Here is a 22086-nt window from a genome sequence, read left to right on the forward strand (position 1 = left end):
ACGCCGGTCGCCAGCGCCGATCATCGGCGCATGCCTGCGGATGGCACCAAATTGCCACGCTCCCGGCGAATTGCCGCCAAAGCCCGCTGCCACGAGGAGGCCGGGTGCAGGGCGACGCAAGGGGATGCGAATTGGCCTACAAAATGGTCGCAGAACGCGACAACGCGAAGTACAGTTTCGACCGCGAGAGCCGGCTGCTCATCGTGGCGAAGGCGAAGGTGTGGGTGAGCGAGGGGTGGCAGGTCGTCATCACCGACCAGGACGGCAAGGCCTACGCTCCGCCGGAGTTCGATCAGCTGTCGGCGGCGTGACCGAAAGCGGGCGAGGGGACGGCATTTGACATCGCTGTTTCGACCTGGGCGCGACCGGATCGTGCCCGTGATGGCTGTTGCAGCCGCCGTTCTGACGGCGACGGTTGCCGCCGCGCAAAATCTCGACGCCGGCAAGCCGCCCGCGAAGCTGTTCGCTGACGGCTGCGCGACCTGCCATCGCAGTCCGCGCGGCCTTGCCAAGGGTCGCTTCAGCCTGACGCTGTCCTGGTTCCTCAAGGATCACTACGCGACCAGTTTGGATTCGGCCAAGGCGCTCGCCGCTTATCTGCAGTCTGTTGACGAGCCGCCGCCGCGCGCTGCGGTCAGGCCCAAGAAGCCCGCGCGGTCCGCTCCGCGTTCGGCAAAGCCCGTGCAGAGCCAATAGCCGGCGCGTCGGCTCCCCGGCATCAATGCACATTGGTCTCCGAGAACAAGTTGATGACCACGACACCTGATACGATCAGGGCAATGCCGACGAAGGCTGCGGCGTCCAGTATTTGGCGGAACAGCACGAAGGACACGGTGGCGGTCAGGATGATGCCGACCCCACCCCAGATCGCATAGGCGATGCTCAACGGGACAACCCGGATCGCCAACGACAGCGCATAGAACGAGGCGACGTAGAGCAGGACCATCCCCAGTGTCGGCCACGGACGGGTGAACTGCGCCGACTGCTGCAACAACGCCGACGCGGTGACCTCGAACACGATGGCGAGCGCGAGTGCCGCGTAGGCATTGAAAGCTGGGGTCATGGTCTCTCAGCGGGTGAAAGATGCAGCGCGACAGCCAAGGTCAATCATGAACAGACTCTTCACTGAGAGCGATTATCATCCGTAAGTGACGAAGCTGCGACACCGGCTGGAAACGGACCGTGCGGTGTCAGTTGATCCGCACGGAGAGCTCGACGTCTTCGGCGAAGGGTGTGGACATGTAGCCGCTGCCGGGCGCGCGCACGCGCGCCAGATAGTCCGGGCTGTCGTCGGCATTGTCGGCGACGATGATCGCGCCCGGTCCGAGATGGCCTTCCAACAGATCGAGGATATCCGGATAGAGCGCCTTGGCGCCGTCGAGCAGTACGAGATCAATCGTGTCGGGCAGATCGATGCTGAGCGTCTTCAGCGCGTCGCCTTCGCGGATCTGGACGAGATCGATCAAGCCGCCGGCGATGAGGTTCTGCCGTGCCCGCGCCGCCTTGGACGGCTCGAACTCGCTGGTGATGAGGTGGCCGCCGCCATTGTCGCGCAGGCCTGCGGCAAGGTGCAGTGTCGAGATGCCGAACGACGTGCCAAACTCGACGATCGCCCTGGCGCGGGAGGCGCGGGCTAGCATGTAGAGCAGGCGGCCTGTTTCGCGCGAGACCGCAAGCGGCGCCTCCTTCAGGCGTCCGTAGAGGTCGCGATAGTCGGTCTTGCTCCGCATCAAGCGCGCCCGGTCGGCATCGGACAAATCTGCGACGGCGGCTAGCGTTGCGCCGTTTGCTGCTTCGGCCTCCTCGAACAGGCGCTCCAGCAGGGGCGCAAGGGATGTGATGGTCGGGATGGTCATTTTAGGTCTCCAGAGGTGGCGAAGAAACGCGTGCTTGCGTGCCGCGTGAAATACGACTAATTCGTCGCATTTCCTATTCGCATTCCCCAAGTGAGCCATGGCCGAGCGTCGAAGCCGTTCAATTTCTTCACGAAAACAGCCGCAACAGGCCCGCTCCAGCGAGCTTGTCGCGGCCATCCTCGATGCCGCTGTTCAGGTTCTGACGAAGGAGGGCGCGCCGCGTTTCACCACGGCGCGGGTGGCGGAGCGGGCCGGGGTGAGCGTCGGATCGCTCTATCAATATTTCCCGAACAAGGCCGCGATCCTGTTCCGTCTCCAGAGCGACGAGTGGCGGCAAACGAGCGAGCTGCTGCGCGGCATCCTCGAAGACCGGGCGAAGCCACCGCCGGTGCGGCTGCGCGCGCTGGTGCATGCCTTCATTCTGTCCGAGTGCGAGGAGGCCGCGATCCGCGGCGCGCTCAGCGATGCAGCGCCGCTCTATCGCGACGCGCCCGAGGCGCAGGACGCGCGGGCCGCCGGTGAGGGGATCATCGCGGCGTTCATGCGGGAAGCGCTGCCCAAAGCCTCGGAGGCGACCCATGCGCTTGCCGGCGAGCTGATCAAGACGACGCTGAGCGCGGTCGGCAAGCGGTTTTCGGAGACGCCGCGCAGTGAGGCCGAGATCGCACGTCATGCCGACGGGCTGGCCGACATGTTCTGCGCCTATCTCGGCGAGCTGGCACGGCGCCGAGATCATTCCTGACATCTGCATTTTGCGGGACAATATCGTTTCTGATTCCAACAGACGATGGGTTAGCCTCAAATCGTCCCTCGTCCAGCCATCGAGCGCCGCGCCATGCATGTTCTTCGTCCCCAGTTCCACATCGAGGAGCAGCGCGCGTTGGAATTCGCGAGCAGGCGCGGCTTCGGCATGATCGTGGCAGCGGACGAGCGCGGCCCGCGCGCCTCGCATGTGCCGTTCGTGCTGGATCAGCGCGACGGGCGTGCCATCGTGCAGATCCATTTCACCGCCAAAAATCCGCTCGTGCCGCTCGCGGATGGCACGCGGCGCTTCCTGCTGATCGTTGCCGGCGACGATGCCTACATCTCCAACGACTGGTATTCCTCGCGCGACAACGTCTCGACCTGGCTCTACGAGGCGGTGCATCTGTCGGGCGTTGCCCATCCGCGCGAGCTGGACCAGAACCGCGGTCATGGCGACGCGCTGCTTGCGGTCTCCGAGGCGCGGCTGCCGAAGCAGCCCTGGGACCTCGCGCAGATGGAGGGGGCCAAGCGGGAGAGCATGCTGGCGGCGATCCGCGTCGTCGATCTCGTGATCGACACCGTCGAAGGTCAGGCCAAGCTCAACCAGCACAAGAGCGATGCGGATCATGTCGCCGTCGCTGGCCGGCTGGCGCGGTCGGAGGAGAGCGGACACCGGCGGCTGGCGCAGAAGATGCAGGCGTTGCGGCCGGGGCTTGGCTACGACATTTCGTGATCCGGGCCATGCTTGCCTTGCAGCACGTTTGACCCTACGGACCTCTTCCATGCTCGTCATCTCCATTCAAAGCCAGGTGGTCCACGGCCATGTCGGCAACAGCGCGGCCGCCTATGCCATTCAGGCGGAGGGCGTGAATGTTGCGGCGGTGCCGACGACGCTGCTGTCCAACCATCCGCGCTATCCGAGCCTGCGCGGGCGGGTGCTGGAGACCGAGCTCGTTGCCGATCTTCTGACCGGTGTGGAGGAGCGCGGTCTGGTCGACGAGGCCGCCGTGCTCGTCACCGGCTATCTCGGCTCGCCGGGCAACGCCGCCGTGATCGCCGATTTCGTCGAGCGAGCGCTCACGCGGAATTCAAGGCTCGTCTATCTCTGCGATCCCGTGATCGGCGATGACGGCCGCGTCTATGTCGCCGACGGCATTCTGGATGTGGTCCGGCACCGGCTGCTGCCGGCAGCCAACCTCACCACGCCGAACCAGTTCGAGCTCGAGCTGCTCTCAGGCCTCACGATCGCGAATGCGCAGGACCTGCGTGCGGCCTGTTCAACGCTGGCGGGGACCGGCCGCATCGACGTGGTCGCGACCGGTTGCACGCTCGCTGATACGGCGGCAGGGCAGGTGGAGACGATCCTGTGCGCCGCGGGGCAGTTGTCGCGCTTTGCGACGCCGCGCCTGCCGATCCGCCCCTCTGGCACCGGCGATCTCCTCACCGGCCTGATCGCCGCGCATCTGGCCAAGGGCGAGGCCATCGAGGCCGCCGTGCGGCTTGCGGTCGAAACCATCTTCGCGGTGCTGGTGCGTACCCAGGATGCCGGCACAGCCGAGATGCGGCTGGTGCCGCTGCCGAGGCCGATACGCCAGCCGTAACGGCCTCAGGTCGCGCGCTTGCCGGTCGATTGCGCCGCCTTCTGTGGCTTGGCCGGGCTCTTCTGCTCACGCGCGGCTTGTGCCTTTTGGGCCTTTGGCGGCTTGGCGCTCGCGACAGCCCGCGACTTCTTAGGTTTGGCGCTGGCGACTTCCTTGCGCTCACTCGTGCCACGCTTTGATATGTATTCGGCGCCGTCGACCGGGCCGACATGCGGCGGGTCGCGGCCGAGATAGGGCCGGCCGATGCCATATGCCTTGCCGTTGGCGTCGACCCACTTCCACAGGATTTCGGTCGAGACCCAGCGCTGCGCGCGATTATTGCCCTGGGTGCTGACGATGTCTGCGGCCATGCCGTGGCCGTAGCCGCCGCGCGTGCTGCCACCGTGATAGGAGCGGTCGGAGGCGGCCTTCAGGCCGCTCGCGATCGACTGGCGGTAATCGTCGCGGAACGCGCTGGTGATGCCGGGCGAGAGGCCGGCGGCCTCCGCGGCGAGCAGCGTGCGGAACAGCTTCCGCTTGAAGCTCTTGTCCATGCCGCCGATGACGTAGTCCATCATCGACATGCCGGCATGCTCGGCCGCCTTCGGATCCTTCCAGCCGAAATCCTGGTCGACCAGCTTGGTGAAGCTGCGCATCACCGTGACCGTCTTGCCCTTGCGCTTGACGGTGACGGCGCGGCGCTCCTGGACCTTGATCGAGTCCTCTTTCGCGGTGCGCTGATAGAGCGCCCAGAGATAACGGTCGATGCAGGCATCCATGACGAAGCATTCGTCGAGCACGGCGACGGTGTCGGCCGGCGGTGATGCCTTGCTCGCAGGTGTGACGGGGCCGGTCGCGATCGCCGCGGGCGACAGTTCGTCCGTCGTCACGATCTCGGTGGGATCGGCAGAGGCGAGCTTGACGGTCGCTGGCGCTGCAACCGGGACAGCCTCGCTGACGGCGGGCTCTGGTTCAGGCGAGATCTGCGGCGCGGGCGGCGTCTCCGCCGGCAGGATCAGCGCCGGATCGGCCGAGGCGAGCTTGATGGCGGGCGGCTCGGGCACCGTTTCAGTGATCGTCGGGGCCGGTGCCGCGGCGACGGCAGCCGCGATGTCGGCGGTCAAGGCGATGCCGTCCTCGATCGTCGCAGCGCGCGGCACGTCGGCGAGGTCGAGCCGGCTGAGATCCTTGGCGCGGGACACGGCAGCCGCATTGGCGCCGCTGTTTTCGATGAGGGCAGGGGCATAGGCGGAGAGGGAGAGCGCCAGCCAGCCGGCGAGAACGGCCGAGGGGCACGCGACCGCCACCAGAAGAGACCGCCGATCGTTCATGATCCCTGCCTCCAAACGGTTCTGTTCGGACACGCTCTGTCGGAACAGTCATGATGCAAAAACAGTCTTGCACGGAAAGGCACGCAGCGCCTCGATTGTTCGGAGGACCGTGTGGCGGCGCAATGGCGTAAATCGGCGAAAACGGGCTTTTCGTGGGGGTGTTGCCAAGCTGCAACGCGGGTTCCACTGTCGTTTTGGAGGGGACCGCGAGCAAAAGCGGCGTTCATTGTCGTCAACTTGAAGCGATCGGATTTACTCAATCTTGGATTGTGGTGGTGCATTTCTCGCTTGCCGGCGTTCCGGCAGAGTTGGAAGGACGCGATTGTGACGTTGAAATGTAAATGGGCCGAATTCCTCGCCGATGAATCCGGCGCCACCGCGATCGAATACGGCCTGATCGCAGCCGGGATCGCGCTCGCGATCATCGAGATCATCCATGCGCTCGGCATCAATCTCGTCGCAAAGCTGCAGTCGCTGGCGACTGCATTGAAATAGGGCGTCGCGCGATGGCCGGGGCGGTGTGCTCGGTGGCTGAACACCGTCCATAAAACCGTCATGTCGCGGCCGGCCGTGATTCGGTCAACGCCTTGTACGCGTTGAACATATCGCCATGCACCGCACGCGCTGTTGCATTGCAACAAAGTATGTCGCAATGCAGCAAACCGTGCCTAAATAGGCTCCGACTCTTCCACTCAGGAGCATGACAATGAACAAGAAGACTCTGTCGATCGCCGCCGCCATCCTGGCGATCGCGGGCAGCACCGCGGCTTTCGCCGCCGAGTTGCCGACTTACGAGACCAACGGATTTCCGGTCTCGCCCTTGCAGGTTCGCGTCCTCGGTGCCGCGCATGTCGAGCAGCAGACCGCTGCGCCGACCACGCTCGCCTCGGCCCACCAGGTGAACGTGCTCAGCCCTCGCAAGGTGAAGACCGCCACCGTTGGCGTGGCGCGCTAAGCTGACATTTTGAACGGCAGGTGGGCTCCGCGGAGAAGCGGGACCCACTGCCTCAATCGAAAGCGCCGCTGCTTGCGCATCGGGTGCGCGCATGGTGCAACGTCTCGGCACGGCGAATCGACGCCGATGCGCTGATCGAGAATCCGGCTGCGAACAAGTTCGCGTGAATGTGCCGGAGATGTATCCCCGTTCATAACGAGCGTGATCCCTTTAAGAGTTGCTTTGCACGTCGCGTTGCTTGATGCGGCGGCTGCATCGTTGCGGCCAATTTTGAAATCATATTGGAGGCCGTCATGCCCGTTGCGCAGAAAGCCGGTATCGTCACCATTTCGCCGCGTGCGTTCATTCTCAAGCACGCGGTCTTGTTCGCCGCCGCCGCTTTGTTCGTGTTCGTGCTGAGCCTGACCTACGGCCTCGATCTCAGCCCCGGATTTTTCTGAGCGATATCCGGCGTTGCGCTGAAGCCCGGTAATCACCCCCGCGTGCCAGCCCTGCAGCCGCGTGGGTTGAGCCGATATGGGCGCTGACATAAGGCTGAAGCCCATGGATCAGCGGACGAGCGGCGCTGGCGCTCTCTCTCAGAAGCACGATACGGCGCCGGCACTGCTCGGCGTCCTTTGCGGCCTTGCCGCGGCGCTGTTCTGGGCGCTCGGCTTTGCCGCCACGCGGCATGGCCTCAAGGTCGGCTTCACGCCGGTCGATCTGCTGGTGCATCGCTATGTCTGGTCGGGACTCGTGTTCCTGCCGCTGGTGTTCCGCGCCGGCATCTCCGATCTCTGCGGCATCGGCTGGAGCAGGGGCCTCGTGCTGATGGTGCTCGGCGGCCCCGTGATGTCGCTGATCTCCTACACCGGATTCCTGTTCGTGCCGCTCGGCCATGGCAGCGTGATCCAGCCCTCCTGCGCGACACTGGGCGGCCTCTTGCTCGCGGCGTTGGTGCTGAAGGAGCACATCTCGGCCTCGCGCCTTGCCGGTGCGGTCGTCATCGTCGGCGGCCTCGGCGTGATCGGCGCGGAATCGATCGGCCACATCGGGGCCGACGGCGTGCTCGGCGATTTGACCTTCGTGCTCACCGGGTTGATGTTCGCAGGCTTCGGCGCGGCACTGCGCCATTGGCGCGTCTCGGCCGTGTCGGCTGCGCTGGTGATCAACGTGCTGTCGCTGCTGCTGCTGCCGGTCTACATCGCAACCGTCGGCGTTGCCCATGTTGCGGCGATCGGCGTGACCGAGAATGCGATCCAGGCGCTGGCGCAGGGCGTGCTCGCCGGCCCCGCCGCGCTGTATCTCTACGCGGTTTCGGTGCAGCGCCTCGGCGTCGCCCGCGCCGCGGTGTTTCCGGCCTGCGTGCCGGCGCTGACGCTGCTCACCGGCTGGCTGCTGCTCGGCGAGGCGCCGACGATGCTGCAGGGCGCGGGGCTGGTGACGGTGCTGTGCGGATTCTATCTGGCGCAGCGGCAGAGGTAGGCGCGAAGCTCAAGCCTTCTTCACGAACTCCGACTTCAGGTTCATCGCGCCGATGCCGTCGATCTTGCAGGCGATGTCGTGGCCGTCGCTGGCGTCCTGCAGGCGGATGTTGCGCACCTTGGTGCCGCCCTTCACCACCGAGGAGGAGCCCTTGATCTTGAGATCCTTGATCACGATGACGCTGTCGCCATCGGCGAGCACGTTGCCGTTGGCATCGCGCACGCCGGCCGCCTGCGCGGTGTCCGCCGCCGCCTCCGCCGAACCGCTCCATTCATGGCCGCATTCCGGGCAGACCCAGAGATCGCGGTCCTGATAGGCGTGCTCGGAATTGCAGGCGGGGCATTTCATCGCGTCGGTCATTGGCTGGTCTCGTAAAAGCGCTTCGTTTGCGGCGCGACCGTAGGGGCGGGATCGCGGAAAGCAAGCGAAAGCTGCGGGAAGCGCCGGTGCGATATCACCGAAACGGCGCGATCCGGATCGCGATGAGCCAGCCGAGGCGCTCGCTTGACGCAGATCAACTTCAGCCGCTCGGTGCGACCTACGCTTCACATGCCTTCGAACCAACAGCGGGGAATGGCGATGTCGCACGGCGTTCGAATCTATCTCGGCTTGATCGTTCTGATCGCGTTGTCGGTGCTGTTTCTGCTGGGCGTCGTTCACACCGCCGCGGGGGCGCCGCGGTCCGGCCCGCGCGCTGTGGCCGAGGGGCATCGTCTGGCAGAGGCGTGGTGCCAGACCTGTCACGCCGTCGAGCCGCACACGGCCGGATTCTTCGACGAGGCCCCGAGCTTCCAGGCCATCGCCGACCGCAGCGGCACCACCGCGCTGTCGCTCAAGGTGTTCTGGCGCACCAGCCACCGGAACATGCCGAACCTCGTGATTTCGCCGCAGCAGGCCGACGCGCTGTCGGCCTACATCCTGAGCCTTCGAGACAAGTGAGGCCGCCGGAAGCGATTTTTGCGAAAACAACCCCATGCACAGTAGAGATGTCTTTGATAAGGCTCGTATATTTCGGTAACGCCGAATAACGACTTAAGGCGTCGGGCAAAACACCGGATTGCGCTGCGCTCCATCCGGGCTACGCTCGCCGCGCAACCCGCAACGAGCCCGCCATGACCTTCCTGCTCAACATCGACGTCCCCGACGTGGCGGAGGCTACGCGCTTCTACGCCGCCGCCTTCGGCCTCAGCGTCGGCCGCCGCTTCGGCACTGATTTCGTCGAACTGCTCGGCTGGCCCGCGCCGGTCTATCTCCTGACCAAGCAGGCCGGCACGATCGGTGCCGGCGGCGACCGCCGCCGCTACGAGCGGCACTGGACGCCGATGCATATCGACGTCGTCGTCGAGGATGTCGACGCCGCGGTCGCGCGTGCGCTCAGTGCCGGCGCGATCCTGGAGGCGCCGGCGCGCGATGCGCCCTATGGGCGGATCGCGATGCTGGCCGATCCGTTCGGGCACGGATTTTGTCTGCTTGCGTTCAACGAGAAGGGATACGATGCGCTGATTGGAAGTTCGTAGTTCGTAGCCCGGATGAGCGAAGCGACATCCGGGATATACCTCGCAGGATAAGTCCCCGGATATCGCTTCGCTCATCCGGGCTACGATCGCTAACAGACAGCGAAATCACAATCGGGACGACATGCCGGCAAAGCCGAAACGAAAGCTGAAGACCTACCAGACCTCGCTCGGCTTCTATGACCAGGCCATCGCCGCACCCTCGATGAAGGCGGCGCTCGAGGCCTGGGGCGCCAGCTCCAACCTGTTCCATCAGGGCGCGGCGAAGGAGACTGACGACCCTGATGTCGTCGCGGCGACCATGGCGAAGCCGGGCGTCGTGCTCAGGCGCCCGGTCGGCTCGGACGGTGCGTTCAGCGAAAGCGCCGAACTGCCGACCGATCTCGGCGATGACGACGCCGAGCCCGGCAGCAAGCGCAAGAAACATCCCAAGAAGCAACCGAAGCGCGAGACGCGATCGGCGAAGCGTCCCGCCAAGGCCGCAAGGAAGTCATCCGGCAAGACCGACGATCAGGCAGCCCGCAAGGCCGCAGCCGCGTTCGAGAAGGAGGAGCGGCGGCGCGAGGCCGCGCGCGCCAAGGAGGAGGCCGCCCGCGCCAGGGACCGCGCACGCCGCGACAAGGCGGTCGCTGCCGCCGAGGCAGCGCTGGGCAAGGCACGACGGGAACACGTTTCCAGGGCGGAGGCGATCGAAGCCGAGCGCGCCGCGCTGGACGAGCGCGCGGAAGCGGAACAGGACCGCTGGGACAAGCAGCGGATCAAGCTGCAGGAGACGCTGCGGCGGGCTCGGGAGTAGGGCAGCGAAAACGCGGGACCAAAATGTCTCGCGCGAGCCGCAGGATCGCGGTTCCATCCCTATATGAGCTGATGTCTCACACAGGTTCTCCATGCCCGAAAAGCGCTCGAAATCCGCAAGTCCGATGCTCGTACGTCCCAAGCGCGCGGCGCCGGTGCTGGTCTGCCGCAAATGTCTCAAGCGCAGCGACGAGGGCCGCGATGTCGGTCGCGCGTTGAAATCCGAATTGAAGGCGCGGAGGCCGGACGGCCTCAAGCCCGCCAAGCTGGTCATGACCGGATGCTTCGGCCTGTGCCCGAAGCGATCGATCGTGGTCGCGAGCGGCGCGAGCCTGCAGCGGCAGGAATATGTGCTGGTCGAGGACAGCGATCAGGTGCCGCGCGCGCTCGCGCTGTTGAACGGCGAGCGCGGCGGTTGATCCCACGGCTGCGGCTGAAGCGCCGGAGCGCGCGCCTCGTCCTTCGAGACGGCGCTGACGCGCCTCCTCAGGATGAGGCTGAGCGACATCCGTGCCCGTTGAAGCTCTCGCCGCGCACTCCGCCCTCAGCCTGAGGAGCCCGCGAAGCGGGCGTCTTGAAGGATGGCTGCACAACAACTCGCGCGAAATTTGCTTGCCTTGTTCCGAGTCCTTTTGCACTCTTGCCGCGAAGGAGACCCATGCATGACAAAAATCGCCGCCGCCTGCGCGCTCGGAACCGCCCTGGTGCTGAGCAGCCTCGCAACATCGGGCGCTGAAGCCCGCACGCGGAAAGCCGTCGTCGTTCGCGCACCCCAGGAGCGCCTCATCGTCACGGCGCCTGTGCTGAGGCCGACGCCGTGGGATTACAATGTCGTTCCGCGCTATCGCTATCGCCCCGAGGACGACAAGGTCGATCCCTACGGCCCGCCGCTGGTGCCGTCCTATGTGCGCTACGAGGGATGGCGCTGGCCGTATTGGTGGTAGGGAGCGAAAATCTGTAGGGGTTCGCATGGTCTGCAACGAAGACGGCCATTGCTGGCGCGAACGCGGCGAAATCCGCGGCCTTTGTGCGTTCAGGCCTGGTGTTCATGCAGATCGCATCGGGGCTATCGCCTATGGCTCTTGAGAGCCGTCCGAGCGCGCGCCTCTTCCTTCGAGACGGCGCTTGCGCGCCTCCTCAGGATGAGGCTGATCGGCGCCGGTGCCCGTTGAAACAGCTGCCGCGCACTCCGTCCTCATCCTGAGGAGCCCGCTTACGGCGGGCGTCTCGAAGGATGGCCGCAGGGAAAGCTGTCATATGCGTTTGCCCTACAGATCGCATCGGGACCAAACGACGAAGGGGCGGCTGTTAAGCCGCCCTTCGGTTTGCGCGTGATCTCTCGGATTAACCCTCGATGATATAGATGATTTCGTGGGTGCGCGGACACGAAGGTCAGCCATGGGGCCCGAACGGCCTGGACCGGCCGAAGTTCTGTTTCTATTTCTGGTTTAGTTACGCCAGGGGTCACGATACCAAAAGGACTATGAAATGCGCGGCGAGCGGAGTCTTGTTTCCGGCGCAGCTTGGAAGCGATCGAACGATTTCAAATATAAGTTGTATTGAGGGGGGAACTCTTGGTCATTGCAGCTATTGTGCCCTAAGCGGATCAAGCTCGGCGAGCTCGACCAAATTGCCGCAACATCTGACGATCCTGGCCGACCAGAATGCGCCGATCCGCAGCCATTCGAACCAAGTGATTGAGGTCACAACATGAACATGTCCGGCGAAAGCCTTTTGGTTATCTTGTTTGTAGGTCTCGTCGCCGGCTGGTTGGCGGGCCAGATCGTCCGCGGGACCGGTTTTGGGCTCGTCGGTGATATCATCATCGGAATTCTCGGCGCGTTTGTCGGCAGCTGGTTGTTGCCTCAGCTCGGCGTGCATCTTGGCAGCGGCACCATCAGCGCGATCGTCAACGCCACCATAGGCGCAGTCCTGCTGCTCCTCGTCGTCCGGCTGGTCCGCGGTGGCGGTGGATGGGGAAGCAACTGGCGCGGGAGCTGGGGTCGGCGCTGGTGACCCCTGCTCACGCAGCGGCATCAGGCGCCGGTGAGGCGCGGGAGACGAGGGCGCTCGTGCCTACCTCCGGACCGGTGCAGGCATGTTAGACTTTTCGAACGCATCATTTTCGCCTGAAACGATCGACGTCATGAAAGCCGCGCTGGACACGGCGGTTGCGTCATTGCCAGCCCCGGTCAGCTCCGCGCACATCAAGGCCATCGCGGAAACGATCCTTCGCACCGCGAAGGAGGGCGAGCGAGACCCCGTTATCCTGCAGCGCATGGCGCTGATGGAGCTTCAGATCTCGCCGCGTTGCTGATCTCGGAATTGCGGCGACGGTCTTCGCCACATCTTCAGCCCGGCTTGCGTCCGCTGATCGCGTGCGCGCGGGCGTTGTAGGTGATGCGGCCGTCTGTGGCAGCGGGGAGACGCGCCCTCACGCGCTGCATGAGCGCGGTGACGTCGGCCGCCGGCATGGCTGCGATCACCGGCGCGATGGAGGGGGCTTTCGTCTCCACGTTCCAGAACTCGTTGAAATCGGCAAAGGTCCGCTGCACGGTGATCTCGCGGGTCGCGATCTGCTGCAACCCGGCCGCGCTCCAAAAGGCCTGAAGCGCCGCAAGGGTGGACACTTCCATATGCCCCGGACGCGTGGGCGACAGCCCCATCGCGCGCATCTCGTCGAGGATCGGATCGAGCGGAAAGCCGCCGCCCAGCATGTCCCACATGTAGGTCGCGACCAGGCCGCCGGGGCGAACGACCCGCGCCAGTTCCGCGACACCTTTCGATGGGTCCGGCACGAACACGAGAACCAATGCCATCACCGCGACATCGAAACTCGCCGTCGGAAACGGCAGCGCCATGGCGTCGCCGGTTTGAAACGCAGCGCCGCGCGCGCCGGCACGCGTGCGGGCAAAGGCGAGCTGGCCCTCGGAGGGATCGATGCCCTGAACGTCGCTGGGCGCGCAGCGTGCCAGGATGAGCTCGGTGAAGGCGCCGCTGCCGCAGCCGACATCGATCCAGCGCAGCCCTTGCGCCGGCTTGAGCCAGTCGAGAAAGACCACGCCAACCGAACGGCTCCAGACTCCCATCATTTGCTCATAGGCGGCACCGTCATCGAAGCGAAGCTCGGCCATGGAACGGCTCCCTCGGCGTTTCAGCGGGCAATGCGCGGGCTGTGAGGTTAACACATTGGTCATTTCTTTGCGGTCATTTTCACGGCCTCAGTCAGCAAAGAGGCACCATGTCCGACATCACCATTCCCGGCGGCAAGATCCGTTCGTTCGTCGAGCGGATCGAGAACCTCGACAGCGAAATGCAGGAGTTGAGCGAACAGAAGAAGGAAGTCTTCGCGGAAGCCAAGGGCGACGGCTTCGACGTGAAGATTCTCAAGGAGATCATCAAGCTGCGAAAGGAAGACAAGAACGAGCGCGACGAGCGCGAAGGCCTGCTTGATCTTTACCTGCGCGCGATGGAGACGGCCTCGCCGGAGCAAGCGAAGGCGGCGTGAGACGGTCAGGTTGATCGGGACGGCGAGACGGCCGCGATCGAAAGGATTGCGGCCGTTATGCAGTGGCAGCCACGCAAGGTGGAGGGCAGCAGAACCCACCGTCATTCCGGGGCGCGCGAAGCGCGAGCCCGGAATCCATCGCGCCAAGCGTCGTGCCGCCCGATGGATTCCGGGCTCGCGCCCAAGCGGGCGCGCCCCGGAATGACGGCCTCAACCGAAGCCCGCAATCAATAGCGGCTGCCGGTGCCCTTCTGCTGCGTGATCCAGTCCGACAATGATTTCGGTTTCGCTTTCACCATCCGGACGGGTGATGCCTTCGGATTGTCGCGCAGGCCTTTCGTCGAACCTGCGCGCGGCGCTTGCGTTGCGTTGCCTCTCGAGGCCGCCGACGATGCCTCCGCGGCTTCCTTTTCCAGGCGCAACTGTTTCAATCGCGCCATCTTGATGCGCTCTGCCTCGACTTCGGGTCGCTCGGCGAGCAGCGGCTTGTGTTGAGCAAGCTCGGTCGGGACCAGGACGCCGAGAATGGTCGTCTCGCCAAGCGCCTTGCAGGCCTCCAACCGATGCAGTCCCTCGACCAGAACCAGGCGGTCTCCGTCGAGTCGAACGGAAATCGGGGTCTGTTGTCCGATGTCCAGCATGCTTTCCGCGATCTCCGCGACGGTTTCGGGCTTGAGGGTCTTCTTCAGCTTCGTGGGAACGAAGATCGTCTCGATCGGGAAGCTTTCCGGTTTGGGCATAAGGTGACTCCGCTTCTACCGGGGCGATCGGAACCCATGCCGGTGAGGTCGGGAGTTTAGGGGGGATGGGCTCGGCCGCAAAGGCAATTCGGCCCGTAGAATGAATTGAGCTCTTGCGAACCCCATCAACAATCTTGGTGGAAAGATGGGTTTCGCAAGACTCAACCCATCCTACGGGCTGTCAGCATCTTTTCCCAATCAACGACCACCCAAGCGTCGTCTCGCCGCCTCGGTCACAAGCGTATAAAGGGCGACGCGGGTGCCCTCGGGGTCGGAGAATTGCACGGTGCGATTTCCCCACGGTAGATCCTTGGGCTCATGCACAACGTCGACCTGGTCTTTCAGCCGTGCGAATTCCGCATCGACGTCCGACACCATGAACTCGAGAATAGCGGTTCTATTGGCGCGAGGCTCCGCACTGCCTTCCTTGAACATTGCGACCGTCTCCGCGCTCCCTATTGCCAAAGTTGCGCCTGGCGTGACGATCTCGGCGAAGACCGGAGCAAGCCAGTCCGCGCGGTGGCCCGTCACCAGTTCGTAGAAGGCCACCATTTTCTTGATGTCCGCGGCGACGAGACGGGTGGATGCAAACTTCATGATGCTCTCTTTCAGTCGTAACGATCCTCCTTGCTTGTGACAATCGTGCTGACAGCGTTGTGGCAGCATCGTGGGATGGGTCGAGCCCGTAGGATGGGTCCCTGCGAACCCATCGCTCCGCCGCGAGACTGATGATGGGTATCGCTTCGCTCCACCCATGCTACGGGCTTGATGGCTTTCTTCTGCTTCGTGGGAACGAAGATCCTCTCGATCGGGAAGCTTTCCGGGTTGGGCATAAATTGACTCCGCTTCTGCCGGGCCCGTCGGAACCCATGCCGGTGGTGGTCGGACTTTAGGAGGGAAGGGCGCAGCCGCAAAGTATGTAGGAATGGTTGAGCGATAGGGAAACCCATCAATAGTCGTCGCGACATGATGGGTTTCGCAAGCGTTCAACCCATCCTACGGGCCACGAGCTAGAGAGCTCTAAGCCCATCCAGATCTTGTGCGGTCTTCTGCAGTATTGCCTCAAAACAACTTCCGCATACCCGCTTTGGTGACGCGAATCCTGCGCCTAGTTTAGGAATTTCGATGCAAGTTGTGCCTGCTACAATATCGTCGTTGCATCGGTAACAATACGAGAGCCGCTTCACGTCCGCTCGTCGCGGACGGCCGTTGCTACCTCCGATAAGAGAGGGGACTGGTCCCTTAGGCGTCTTTTTTGTCATAATCAGCCTTTGCCTTTCTGACTCTGCGAACCAATGTTTGAAGTAGGTCATCGAGATTATCGAGAACGGAACGGAAATCTTCGATGGAAGCTGCGTCACGATCCTTGCCGAGGCGCTTATTAATTTCGTGGTTCACCATTGTTAGAGACGCGATGTAGTTGCTCCGACCTGTGAGCTTCAGCGATTTGTATTTGTAGACCAACTCGGTTCCCGCCATGCCTAGCTGAACGTGGTTCAGCAGCAAATTCGCAAGCCGCTTAGCTTGGTCATTCAGCCGCTTGCGTGCGACCTCCCACTCACGTTGAGGCTGAACGGTAAAGGCCTGCGTTGCAGAACCCTTTCGCATCGGTGCGCGTTGCGCTTGGCGAACCATTTCCTCGATCTTGCTGGCATCAAGCCCCAGCAGCTTAAAACGCTCTCTTAGCTCCTCGACTATCTGTTGATCCTCAAGGCTAGTGAAGTCCTCTTCCCACAAGGAATCGATAATCTCATCGTGGACGACCACGTTCTCGGTTGCCCGAAGTCGTGCAGTTCCGTCCAATACGGCTTGGGGCAATTCGGGCTCTTCGCCTCCGATCACTTTGTCCCAGAAGGCTTTGTCATCGTTCTCAAAGTCCTTGAACTCTTTGAGACGCTGGTCAAGGTTCATACCCAAGTGTGTAACGATGTGGCCAACATTGTCAGGATGGCCGGCGTCATTTTGGACAATGACGCGCATAATTCGTCCGACGAATTGGATGTAAGGCGAAAGGGCACGAAACGGACGAAAGATTGCCGCCACGCTGAGTTTAGGATGATCGAAGCCCTCGCCAAGCATTTGAACTTGAATAATGCAATCGAGAGTGCCGTTGCGGAGCGAGGTCAGTACTTCATTCTGCTTTTCTGGCAGTTGCTTGCTGTGAATTACGGCCGCCGTAAAGCCGCGCTCTTCATAGAGAGACCGAATTTGGTTGGCGTGATTAATTGAACATGCGACAGCAATGAGTTGATGTTGGGTGCCGCTTTGCCTGAGTTCTTCTAGCTTTGCTAGACTATTTTCCACTATGTGCTTGTTGCATAGCGACGCCAATGCAACGCCACGGCTGAACCAGTCTTCGTCCTTCAGCTTAAGTATTTCTTCCTGAGTGTAAGAGCGGCCGCGCTCATCTGAGAAGCCAAGCTCAATGGTTGATGGGGCAACGTAGCTCGCCTTAAGTCGCTTGATGTAGCCTTTTTGCGTAGCGTTGCGGAACGAGTACCGGTAGACCAGTTCTCCGTCGAGTTCTTGACGGTCGCTACGAAAGGGCGTGGCCGTTAGCAGGATGACCTTCGCTTCTGGGAATCGATCAATCACTTGTTGCCAGCTCTTCGCTGCGCTGTGATGGGCCTCGTCGACGATAATCATGTCAAAGAAATCGTCGGGAAATTGAGTCAGCCATTTGTCCACATTGGTAGACAGCTGTTGCACGTTGGTGATTACAACGTGCGACTTGTTCGCGACCGATATATTCCCAGTATCGAGAGTGGTTGCTAGTGGGCCAGAGATCATTTGCTCTGGCGAAAGCACGCCAGCCTTTCGCCAGAAGCATTTCTGGCGATTGGTGATATCCATCGCGTCGTAGAGGCCCTCCTTGATCGTGAGGTTGGGCGCGATGACGATCACTCGACCTTCAGCCAAGCCAAGAGGGAGTAACGAGGCTAATCCGGTCTTACCGCATCCGACAGGTATTTGCAGGATGGCCTTGTTCTTTCCTGCGCGGAAATATTCGTAAGTCCGGAGATATCCCTCCTTTTGAGGCGCGCGCAGTTCGTCGTTGTTCTCGATGCTGAAATCCAAATCGAGAAAGAATGTCTTGAGGGGCCGGCTACCTCTAAGCCAAGCATCCAGGCCGGCCTTCTCGAAGGTCCACTTTTTCCCGATTTTTTTGGCCGGTATCTTGCCGTTACGAGCCATCGTGTACAGCACGGTTCTGCCTACGCCGAGATACGGGATGGCTTCCTCAAGGGAAAGCCAAGTGTTATCCGCCTCAGTCATCGCCGCTCCTTCCAATGCATAATGATAGCAAATGACAGGTAATGATGGCAATTGTGTGTTTAGCAAAAAAAGGGCGGCTCGAAAGCCGCCTCTTTCAAATCAGTGCCCGCAGCGGAAATTCGCTGAGCGTCGTCTGATCACGAACACCCCGTCGTGCTTCCGCACGTATCGCACTTCATGCACGTGCCATTCCGCACCAGCGTGAAGTTGCCGCACTCGCTGCACATCTCGCCCTCGTAGCCCTTGGCCTTGGCTTCCGCGCGACGCTCGGCCTTGCTGGGAACGGCGACCGTTGCGGCGCTGCCGGACTTGCTCCATTGCAGCGCTTCCAGCTTCTCCGTCGGCGAGAGGTCGTGCTGCACTTCCTGCTTCAGCGCGACCGCGCCTTCCAGGACGTCGCCGACCCGGGCGCTCGCGCCGTGCCCGGCGAGAGCGGTGACCTTGCTGCCGCCGGTCGGGGCACTGTCGTTGCCCGAGACCACCGCGGTGGACCCGCCGCGCATCACGAACAGATTGTCGGTGCGGGAGCGGGTGAGGCCACGCGACACCAGCCTGTTCGCCTGGTGGTTCTGGTCGTCCGGCTCCTTGCCTTCCTCGACGCCCTTGCCGAGCGCGTCGAAGTTCGACTCGGTCGGGTCGACATGCGCGAGGTCGAAGCGCGACATGTAGCTCACCGCAAGCTCGCGGAAGACATAGTCGAGGATCGAGGTCGCGTACTTTATGCTGTCGTTGCCCTGCACGGGGCCCGCCGGCTCGAAGCGGGTGAAGGTGAAGGCGTCGACATATTCCTCGAGCGGCACGCCGTATTGGAGGCCGAGCGACACCGCGATGGCGAAGTTGTTGATGAAGGAGCGCAGCGCCGCGCCTTCCTTGTGCATGTCGATGAAGATCTCGCCGAGACGGCCGTCGTCATATTCGCCGGTGCGGAGATAGACCTTGTGCCCGCCGACGACCGCCTTCTGGGTGTAGCCCTTGCGGCGATCCGGCATCTTCTCGCGCTCGCGCATCACGATGATGCGCTCGACAAGCTTCTCGACGATCTTCTCCGAGACCTGGGCGGCACGCGCCGCCATCGGCTTCTCGTAGAGGCTCTCGACCGCATCGTCCTCGTCCTCATCGTCGGCGATGAGCTGCGAGTTGAGCGGCTGGCTGAGCTTCGAGCCGTCGCGATAGAGCGCGTTGGCCTTAAGCGCGAGCTTCCACGACAGCATGTAGGCGGACTTGCAGTCCTCCACCGTGGCGTCGTTGGGCATGTTGATGGTCTTGGAGATCGCGCCCGAGATGAAGGGCTGGGCCGCCGACATCATGCGGATGTGGCTCTCGACCGACAGATAGCGCTTGCCGACCTTGCCGCAGGGGTTGGCGCAGTCGAACACCGGATAGTGCTCGGCCTTGAGGTGCGGGGCACCTTCCACCGTCATCGCGCCGCAGATGTGGACGTTGGCCGCCTCGATCTCGCGCTTGGTGAAGCCGACGGCCTGGAGCAGGTCGAAGCCGGGGGCCGCGATCGCCTCGGCACCGATGCCGAGCTGGTCGCGGATGAAGTCTTCGCCAAAGGTCCACTTGTTGAAGGCGAACTTGATGTCGAAGGCGGTCGGAAGCGCCTTTTCGACCTTGGCGATGGCTTCGTCGGTGAAGCCCTTGGACTTCAAGGTCGAGGCGTTGATGCCGGGCGCGTTGGAGAGCGAGCCGTGGCCGACGGCGTAGGCTTCGATCTCCGCAATCTCGCTCTCGCGATAGCCGAGCGCACGCAGCGCTGCGGGGACCGCGCGGTTGATGATCTTGAAGTAGCCGCCGCCAGCGAGCTTCTTGAACTTCACCAGGGCGAAGTCGGGCTCGATGCCGGTGGTGTCGCAATCCATCACGAGGCCGATCGTGCCGGTCGGCGCGATCACAGTGGTCTGGGCGTTGCGATAGCCGTGCTTCTCGCCGAGCTCGAGCGCCGCATCCCAGGCTGCCTGCGCGTGGGTGACGAGATCAGTCTGCGGGCAGGAGACCAGGTCCATCGGCACCGGGTTGACGCTGAGCGCTTCGTAGCCGTTGGACTGGCCGTGGGCGGCGCGACGGTGGTTGCGGATGACGCGCAGCATGTGCGCGGCATTCTTCTTGTAGCCGGGGAAGGTGCCGAGTTCGGCCGCCATCTCCGCGGAGGTCTTGTAGGTGATGCCGGTCATCACAGCGGTCAGCGCGCCGGCGATCGCGCGGCCTTCCTTGCTGTCATAGGGCAGACCCATGGTCATCAGCAGGCCGCCGATATTGGCGTAGCCGAGGCCGAGCGTGCGGAACTCGTAGGAGAGCTCGGCGATGGCCTTGGACGGAAACTGCGCCATCATCACCGAGATTTCGAGCACGATGGTCCAGAGCCGGCAGAGATGCTCGTAGCTGTCGACGTCGAAACGCTTGGCCTCGATGTTGTAGAACGTCAGCAGGTTCGCGGAGGCGAGGTTGCACGCCGTGTCGTCCAGGAACATGTATTCCGAGCACGGATTGGACGCGCGGATGTCGCCGGACGCCTTGCAGGTGTGCCAGTCGTTCATGGTGGTGTTGAAGTGCAGGCCCGGATCGGCCGAGGCCCAGGCGGCGTAACCGATTTTTTCCCAGAGGTCGCGCGCCTTCAGCGTCTTGGTGATCTTCTTGGTGGTGCGTCCGACCAGATTCCAGTCGCCGTCGGTCTCGACCGCGCGCAGGAAGTCGTCCTTCAGCGAGACCGAGTTGTTGGAGTTCTGGCCTGAGACCGTGAGGTAGGCTTCGCTGTCCCAGTCGGTGTCGTAGACGTCGAACTGGATGTCCTTGTAGCCCTGCTTGGCGAACTGGATCACGCGCTTGATGTAATTGTCAGGCACGAGGCTGCGGCGGGCGAGCTTGATCTCGCGGCGCAGCGCCGGGTTCTTCTCGGGATCGAAGCAATCGTCGCCCGAGCCCTCGCAGTTGACGCAGGCCTTCAGCACCGCCTTGAGGTGCTTCTGGTTGATCTTGGAGCCGGTGACGAGGGCTGCAACCTTCTGCTCCTCCTTCACCTTCCAGTCGATATAGGTCTCGATGTCGGGGTGATCGACGTCGACGACGACCATCTTGGCCGCACGTCGCGTGGTGCCGCCCGACTTGATCGCGCCGGCGGCGCGGTCGCCGATCTTGAGGAAGCTCATCAGGCCGCTCGAGCGGCCGCCGCCGGAGAGCCTTTCGCCTTCGCCGCGCAGGCGGGAGAAGTTGGAGCCGGTGCCGGAGCCGTATTTGAACAGGCGCGCTTCGCGGACCCAGAGGTCCATGATGCCGCCTTCGTTGACGAGGTCGTCACCGACGCCCTGGATGAAGCAGGCGTGCGGCTGCGGATGCTCGTAGGACGATTTCGAGCGGGTCAGCTTGCCGGTGAAGGGGTCGACGTAATAATGGCCCTGGCCGGGACCGTCGATGCCATAGGCCCAATGCAGGCCGGTGTTGAACCATTGCGGCGAGTTCGGCGCGACCATCTGCATGGCGAGCATGTAGCGGAGCTCGTCGTAGAAGGCCTGCGCGTCCTCGTCGGTCGAGAAATACTTGCCCTTCCAGCCCCAATAGGTCCAACAGCCGGCGAGGCGGTCGAACACCTGCTTTGACGAGAGCTCGCTGACATAGCGCTCCTTCTCGGGCAGGAGGGCCAGCGCCTCGGTGTCGGGCACGGAGCGCCACAGGAAGGAGGGGACGGATTCCTCCTCGACCTTCTTCAGGCGCGCGGCAACGCCCGCTTTACGGAAATACTTCTGGGCCAGCACGTCGGAGGCGACCTGCGACCAGGCGGTCGGGACCTCGACGCCGTCGAGCTTGAACACGACCGAGCCGTCGGGATTCCGGATCTCCGACGTGGTCTGGCGGAAATCGATTCCCGCGTAAGGTGACTGTCCTACCGTGGTGTGGCGCCGTTCAATCCGCATCGTATTGCCCCGTCCTTATTTTTAACCGGCGCGCCTCCGCAAGGCGACCGGGTCGATATTTCAGTTCGCGAGTCCTCCAGCGGCCATGCCGGCCCAAAGGCTTCGCAGTTCAGCCGGTGGTTCCGGCCCAGTTTCTCCCGGCGCGATGGGTCGGTGCGTGCACCTTTCATCGGCCGGCATGCCCACACCCATCCGCCCCCAAGGGGATGCGCGTGACATGCGTTCAACGCCCCACAACATCACAACGTCTACCGTGCCATTCGAGCCTGTTGCCGGCCCGTTCTGGCGCCCGAAAAGTCCGCTTATCGCGGGCAGACAAGCCCTCCTTCCGCAACCTTCGGCTGGCTGGCGGAGCTGAGATTTGCGAGACCCTTTGGGGGAGTGCCGGCGGGACGCAAACTCACTCGCGCCGAAC

General features: G+C 63.1%; 26 protein-coding genes. 17 read left to right on the forward strand and 9 right to left on the reverse strand.

Annotation, left to right across the window (positions count from 1 at the left end; all coding sequences use genetic code 11):
• Window positions 1-131 precede the first annotated feature (131 nt).
• Window positions 132-311, forward strand: coding sequence for a hypothetical protein (locus CIT39_RS15905; protein ID WP_244607589.1), 180 nt, complete (start codon window positions 132-134; stop codon window positions 309-311).
• A 70-nt stretch (window positions 312-381) separates the two neighbouring features.
• Complete coding sequence (locus CIT39_RS15910) at window positions 382-696, forward strand: hypothetical protein (protein WP_162308523.1); 315 nt, start codon at window positions 382-384, stop codon at window positions 694-696.
• A gap of 22 nt (window positions 697-718) precedes the next feature.
• On the opposite strand, the gene CIT39_RS15915 is transcribed toward CIT39_RS15910, so the two are convergent.
• On the reverse strand, window positions 719-1063 hold the full coding sequence (locus tag CIT39_RS15915; RefSeq protein WP_094974405.1) for a DMT family transporter: 345 nt from the start codon (window positions 1061-1063) through the stop codon (window positions 719-721).
• Window positions 1064-1190: 127 nt separating this feature from the next.
• Window positions 1191-1856 (reverse strand): O-methyltransferase, encoded by a 666-nt coding sequence (locus CIT39_RS15920; protein ID WP_094974404.1) that lies wholly within the window; start codon window positions 1854-1856, stop codon window positions 1191-1193.
• A 97-nt stretch (window positions 1857-1953) separates the two neighbouring features.
• On the opposite strand from CIT39_RS15920, the gene CIT39_RS15925 reads away from it, so the two are divergent.
• From CIT39_RS15925 to pdxY, 3 genes are all read left to right on the forward strand, one after another.
• Window positions 1954-2598, forward strand: coding sequence for a TetR/AcrR family transcriptional regulator (locus tag CIT39_RS15925; protein WP_094974403.1), 645 nt, complete (start codon window positions 1954-1956; stop codon window positions 2596-2598).
• A gap of 93 nt (window positions 2599-2691) precedes the next feature.
• Complete coding sequence (locus CIT39_RS15930) at window positions 2692-3333, forward strand: FMN-binding negative transcriptional regulator (RefSeq protein ID WP_094974402.1); 642 nt, start codon at window positions 2692-2694, stop codon at window positions 3331-3333.
• 49 nt (window positions 3334-3382) lie between these two features.
• Complete coding sequence (pdxY, locus tag CIT39_RS15935; RefSeq protein WP_094974401.1) at window positions 3383-4201, forward strand: pyridoxal kinase; 819 nt, start codon at window positions 3383-3385, stop codon at window positions 4199-4201.
• Between the two features lie 5 nt (window positions 4202-4206).
• Here the strand turns inward: pdxY and CIT39_RS15940 are convergent, their stop codons facing one another.
• Entirely contained in the window at window positions 4207-5511 is a 1305-nt protein-coding gene (locus tag CIT39_RS15940) for a hypothetical protein (RefSeq protein ID WP_094974400.1), read from the reverse strand.
• Between the two features lie 324 nt (window positions 5512-5835).
• Between CIT39_RS15940 and CIT39_RS15945 the strand changes: the two genes are divergently transcribed.
• The 4 genes from CIT39_RS15945 (at window position 5836) to CIT39_RS15960 (ending at window position 7930) form a co-directional block, all read left to right on the forward strand.
• Window positions 5836-6006: a Flp family type IVb pilin gene (locus CIT39_RS15945; RefSeq protein ID WP_094896836.1), complete on the forward strand. Its 171-nt coding sequence runs from the start codon at window positions 5836-5838 to the stop codon at window positions 6004-6006.
• A 211-nt stretch (window positions 6007-6217) separates the two neighbouring features.
• Complete coding sequence (locus tag CIT39_RS15950; protein ID WP_094974399.1) at window positions 6218-6466, forward strand: hypothetical protein; 249 nt, start codon at window positions 6218-6220, stop codon at window positions 6464-6466.
• 293 nt (window positions 6467-6759) lie between these two features.
• Window positions 6760-6906: a hypothetical protein gene (locus CIT39_RS15955; RefSeq protein WP_162848649.1), complete on the forward strand. Its 147-nt coding sequence runs from the start codon at window positions 6760-6762 to the stop codon at window positions 6904-6906.
• A gap of 103 nt (window positions 6907-7009) precedes the next feature.
• Complete coding sequence (locus tag CIT39_RS15960) at window positions 7010-7930, forward strand: DMT family transporter (RefSeq protein WP_094974398.1); 921 nt, start codon at window positions 7010-7012, stop codon at window positions 7928-7930.
• Between the two features lie 9 nt (window positions 7931-7939).
• Here CIT39_RS15960 and CIT39_RS15965 read toward each other — a convergent pair whose 3' ends face one another.
• The gene (locus CIT39_RS15965; RefSeq protein ID WP_094974397.1) at window positions 7940-8290 is read right to left on the reverse strand and encodes a zinc ribbon domain-containing protein YjdM; all 351 of its coding nucleotides are present in this window, start codon (window positions 8288-8290) and stop codon (window positions 7940-7942) included.
• A 144-nt stretch (window positions 8291-8434) separates the two neighbouring features.
• Between CIT39_RS15965 and CIT39_RS15970 the strand changes: the two genes are divergently transcribed.
• The 7 genes from CIT39_RS15970 to CIT39_RS16000 all read left to right on the forward strand — a co-directional run bounded on the left by CIT39_RS15970 (window position 8435) and on the right by CIT39_RS16000 (window position 12556).
• Window positions 8435-8869: a c-type cytochrome gene (locus CIT39_RS15970; protein WP_244607590.1), complete on the forward strand. Its 435-nt coding sequence runs from the start codon at window positions 8435-8437 to the stop codon at window positions 8867-8869.
• 173 nt (window positions 8870-9042) lie between these two features.
• Window positions 9043-9447, forward strand: coding sequence for a VOC family protein (locus CIT39_RS15975; protein ID WP_094974396.1), 405 nt, complete (start codon window positions 9043-9045; stop codon window positions 9445-9447).
• Between the two features lie 121 nt (window positions 9448-9568).
• A complete protein-coding gene (locus CIT39_RS15980; protein ID WP_094974395.1) occupies window positions 9569-10240 on the forward strand; it encodes a cell envelope biogenesis protein TolA in 672 nt (223 codons plus the stop codon).
• Between the two features lie 124 nt (window positions 10241-10364).
• Window positions 10365-10658, forward strand: coding sequence for a hypothetical protein (locus CIT39_RS15985; RefSeq protein WP_244607591.1), 294 nt, complete (start codon window positions 10365-10367; stop codon window positions 10656-10658).
• 243 nt (window positions 10659-10901) lie between these two features.
• Window positions 10902-11183 carry a hypothetical protein gene (locus CIT39_RS15990; RefSeq protein WP_094974393.1) on the forward strand — a complete coding sequence of 94 codons (282 nt, stop codon included), beginning with the start codon at window positions 10902-10904 and terminating at the stop codon, window positions 11181-11183.
• A 766-nt stretch (window positions 11184-11949) separates the two neighbouring features.
• A complete protein-coding gene (locus CIT39_RS15995) occupies window positions 11950-12255 on the forward strand; it encodes a GlsB/YeaQ/YmgE family stress response membrane protein (RefSeq protein ID WP_094974392.1) in 306 nt (101 codons plus the stop codon).
• Window positions 12256-12337: 82 nt separating this feature from the next.
• Window positions 12338-12556: a hypothetical protein gene (locus CIT39_RS16000; RefSeq protein ID WP_094974391.1), complete on the forward strand. Its 219-nt coding sequence runs from the start codon at window positions 12338-12340 to the stop codon at window positions 12554-12556.
• Between the two features lie 34 nt (window positions 12557-12590).
• On the opposite strand, the gene CIT39_RS16005 is transcribed toward CIT39_RS16000, so the two are convergent.
• Entirely contained in the window at window positions 12591-13373 is a 783-nt protein-coding gene (locus tag CIT39_RS16005) for a class I SAM-dependent methyltransferase (protein WP_094974390.1), read from the reverse strand.
• Window positions 13374-13480: 107 nt separating this feature from the next.
• Between CIT39_RS16005 and CIT39_RS16010 the strand changes: the two genes are divergently transcribed.
• Window positions 13481-13747, forward strand: coding sequence for a DUF2312 domain-containing protein (locus CIT39_RS16010; RefSeq protein WP_094974389.1), 267 nt, complete (start codon window positions 13481-13483; stop codon window positions 13745-13747).
• A gap of 227 nt (window positions 13748-13974) precedes the next feature.
• Here the strand turns inward: CIT39_RS16010 and CIT39_RS16015 are convergent, their stop codons facing one another.
• From CIT39_RS16015 to CIT39_RS16030, 4 genes are all read right to left on the reverse strand, one after another.
• Window positions 13975-14487, reverse strand: coding sequence for a ParB N-terminal domain-containing protein (locus CIT39_RS16015; protein ID WP_094974388.1), 513 nt, complete (start codon window positions 14485-14487; stop codon window positions 13975-13977).
• A gap of 198 nt (window positions 14488-14685) precedes the next feature.
• Complete coding sequence (locus tag CIT39_RS16020) at window positions 14686-15084, reverse strand: VOC family protein (RefSeq protein ID WP_094974387.1); 399 nt, start codon at window positions 15082-15084, stop codon at window positions 14686-14688.
• Between the two features lie 645 nt (window positions 15085-15729).
• The gene (locus tag CIT39_RS16025; RefSeq protein ID WP_094974386.1) at window positions 15730-17763 is read right to left on the reverse strand and encodes a DEAD/DEAH box helicase family protein; all 2034 of its coding nucleotides are present in this window, start codon (window positions 17761-17763) and stop codon (window positions 15730-15732) included.
• A 137-nt stretch (window positions 17764-17900) separates the two neighbouring features.
• The gene (locus tag CIT39_RS16030; protein WP_094974385.1) at window positions 17901-21671 is read right to left on the reverse strand and encodes a vitamin B12-dependent ribonucleotide reductase; all 3771 of its coding nucleotides are present in this window, start codon (window positions 21669-21671) and stop codon (window positions 17901-17903) included.
• Window positions 21672-22086 lie beyond the last annotated feature (415 nt).

It is taken from the genome of Bradyrhizobium symbiodeficiens (assembly GCF_002266465.3).
Taxonomy (GTDB): Bacteria; Pseudomonadota; Alphaproteobacteria; order Rhizobiales; family Xanthobacteraceae; genus Bradyrhizobium; species Bradyrhizobium symbiodeficiens.

What these genes read in the sequence shown, in the direction of transcription:
- CIT39_RS15920 (WP_094974404.1), bottom strand. Translation starts at nt 1,856, where the DNA reads ATGACCATCCCGACCATCACATCCCTTGCGCCCCTGCTGGAGCGCCTG.
- CIT39_RS16010 (WP_094974389.1), top strand. Translation starts at nt 13,481, where the DNA reads ATGTCCGACATCACCATTCCCGGCGGCAAGATCCGTTCGTTCGTCGAG.
- CIT39_RS16020 (WP_094974387.1), bottom strand. Translation starts at nt 15,084, where the DNA reads ATGAAGTTTGCATCCACCCGTCTCGTCGCCGCGGACATCAAGAAAATG.
- CIT39_RS15980 (WP_094974395.1), top strand. Translation starts at nt 9,569, where the DNA reads ATGCCGGCAAAGCCGAAACGAAAGCTGAAGACCTACCAGACCTCGCTC.
- CIT39_RS16025 (WP_094974386.1), bottom strand. Translation starts at nt 17,763, where the DNA reads ATGACTGAGGCGGATAACACTTGGCTTTCCCTTGAGGAAGCCATCCCG.
- CIT39_RS15950 (WP_094974399.1), top strand. Translation starts at nt 6,218, where the DNA reads ATGAACAAGAAGACTCTGTCGATCGCCGCCGCCATCCTGGCGATCGCG.
- CIT39_RS15930 (WP_094974402.1), top strand. Translation starts at nt 2,692, where the DNA reads ATGCATGTTCTTCGTCCCCAGTTCCACATCGAGGAGCAGCGCGCGTTG.
- CIT39_RS15955 (WP_162848649.1), top strand. Translation starts at nt 6,760, where the DNA reads ATGCCCGTTGCGCAGAAAGCCGGTATCGTCACCATTTCGCCGCGTGCG.
- CIT39_RS16015 (WP_094974388.1), bottom strand. Translation starts at nt 14,487, where the DNA reads ATGCCCAAACCGGAAAGCTTCCCGATCGAGACGATCTTCGTTCCCACG.
- CIT39_RS15995 (WP_094974392.1), top strand. Translation starts at nt 11,950, where the DNA reads ATGAACATGTCCGGCGAAAGCCTTTTGGTTATCTTGTTTGTAGGTCTC.
- CIT39_RS15990 (WP_094974393.1), top strand. Translation starts at nt 10,902, where the DNA reads ATGACAAAAATCGCCGCCGCCTGCGCGCTCGGAACCGCCCTGGTGCTG.
- CIT39_RS15910 (WP_162308523.1), top strand. Translation starts at nt 382, where the DNA reads ATGGCTGTTGCAGCCGCCGTTCTGACGGCGACGGTTGCCGCCGCGCAA.
- CIT39_RS16005 (WP_094974390.1), bottom strand. Translation starts at nt 13,373, where the DNA reads ATGGCCGAGCTTCGCTTCGATGACGGTGCCGCCTATGAGCAAATGATG.
- CIT39_RS15965 (WP_094974397.1), bottom strand. Translation starts at nt 8,290, where the DNA reads ATGACCGACGCGATGAAATGCCCCGCCTGCAATTCCGAGCACGCCTAT.
- CIT39_RS15915 (WP_094974405.1), bottom strand. Translation starts at nt 1,063, where the DNA reads ATGACCCCAGCTTTCAATGCCTACGCGGCACTCGCGCTCGCCATCGTG.
- CIT39_RS15960 (WP_094974398.1), top strand. Translation starts at nt 7,010, where the DNA reads ATGGATCAGCGGACGAGCGGCGCTGGCGCTCTCTCTCAGAAGCACGAT.
- CIT39_RS15985 (WP_244607591.1), top strand. Translation starts at nt 10,365, where the DNA reads ATGCTCGTACGTCCCAAGCGCGCGGCGCCGGTGCTGGTCTGCCGCAAA.
- pdxY (WP_094974401.1), top strand. Translation starts at nt 3,383, where the DNA reads ATGCTCGTCATCTCCATTCAAAGCCAGGTGGTCCACGGCCATGTCGGC.
- CIT39_RS16000 (WP_094974391.1), top strand. Translation starts at nt 12,338, where the DNA reads ATGTTAGACTTTTCGAACGCATCATTTTCGCCTGAAACGATCGACGTC.
- CIT39_RS15925 (WP_094974403.1), top strand. Translation starts at nt 1,954, where the DNA reads ATGGCCGAGCGTCGAAGCCGTTCAATTTCTTCACGAAAACAGCCGCAA.
- CIT39_RS15975 (WP_094974396.1), top strand. Translation starts at nt 9,043, where the DNA reads ATGACCTTCCTGCTCAACATCGACGTCCCCGACGTGGCGGAGGCTACG.
- CIT39_RS15940 (WP_094974400.1), bottom strand. Translation starts at nt 5,511, where the DNA reads ATGAACGATCGGCGGTCTCTTCTGGTGGCGGTCGCGTGCCCCTCGGCC.
- CIT39_RS16030 (WP_094974385.1), bottom strand. Translation starts at nt 21,671, where the DNA reads ATGCGGATTGAACGGCGCCACACCACGGTAGGACAGTCACCTTACGCG.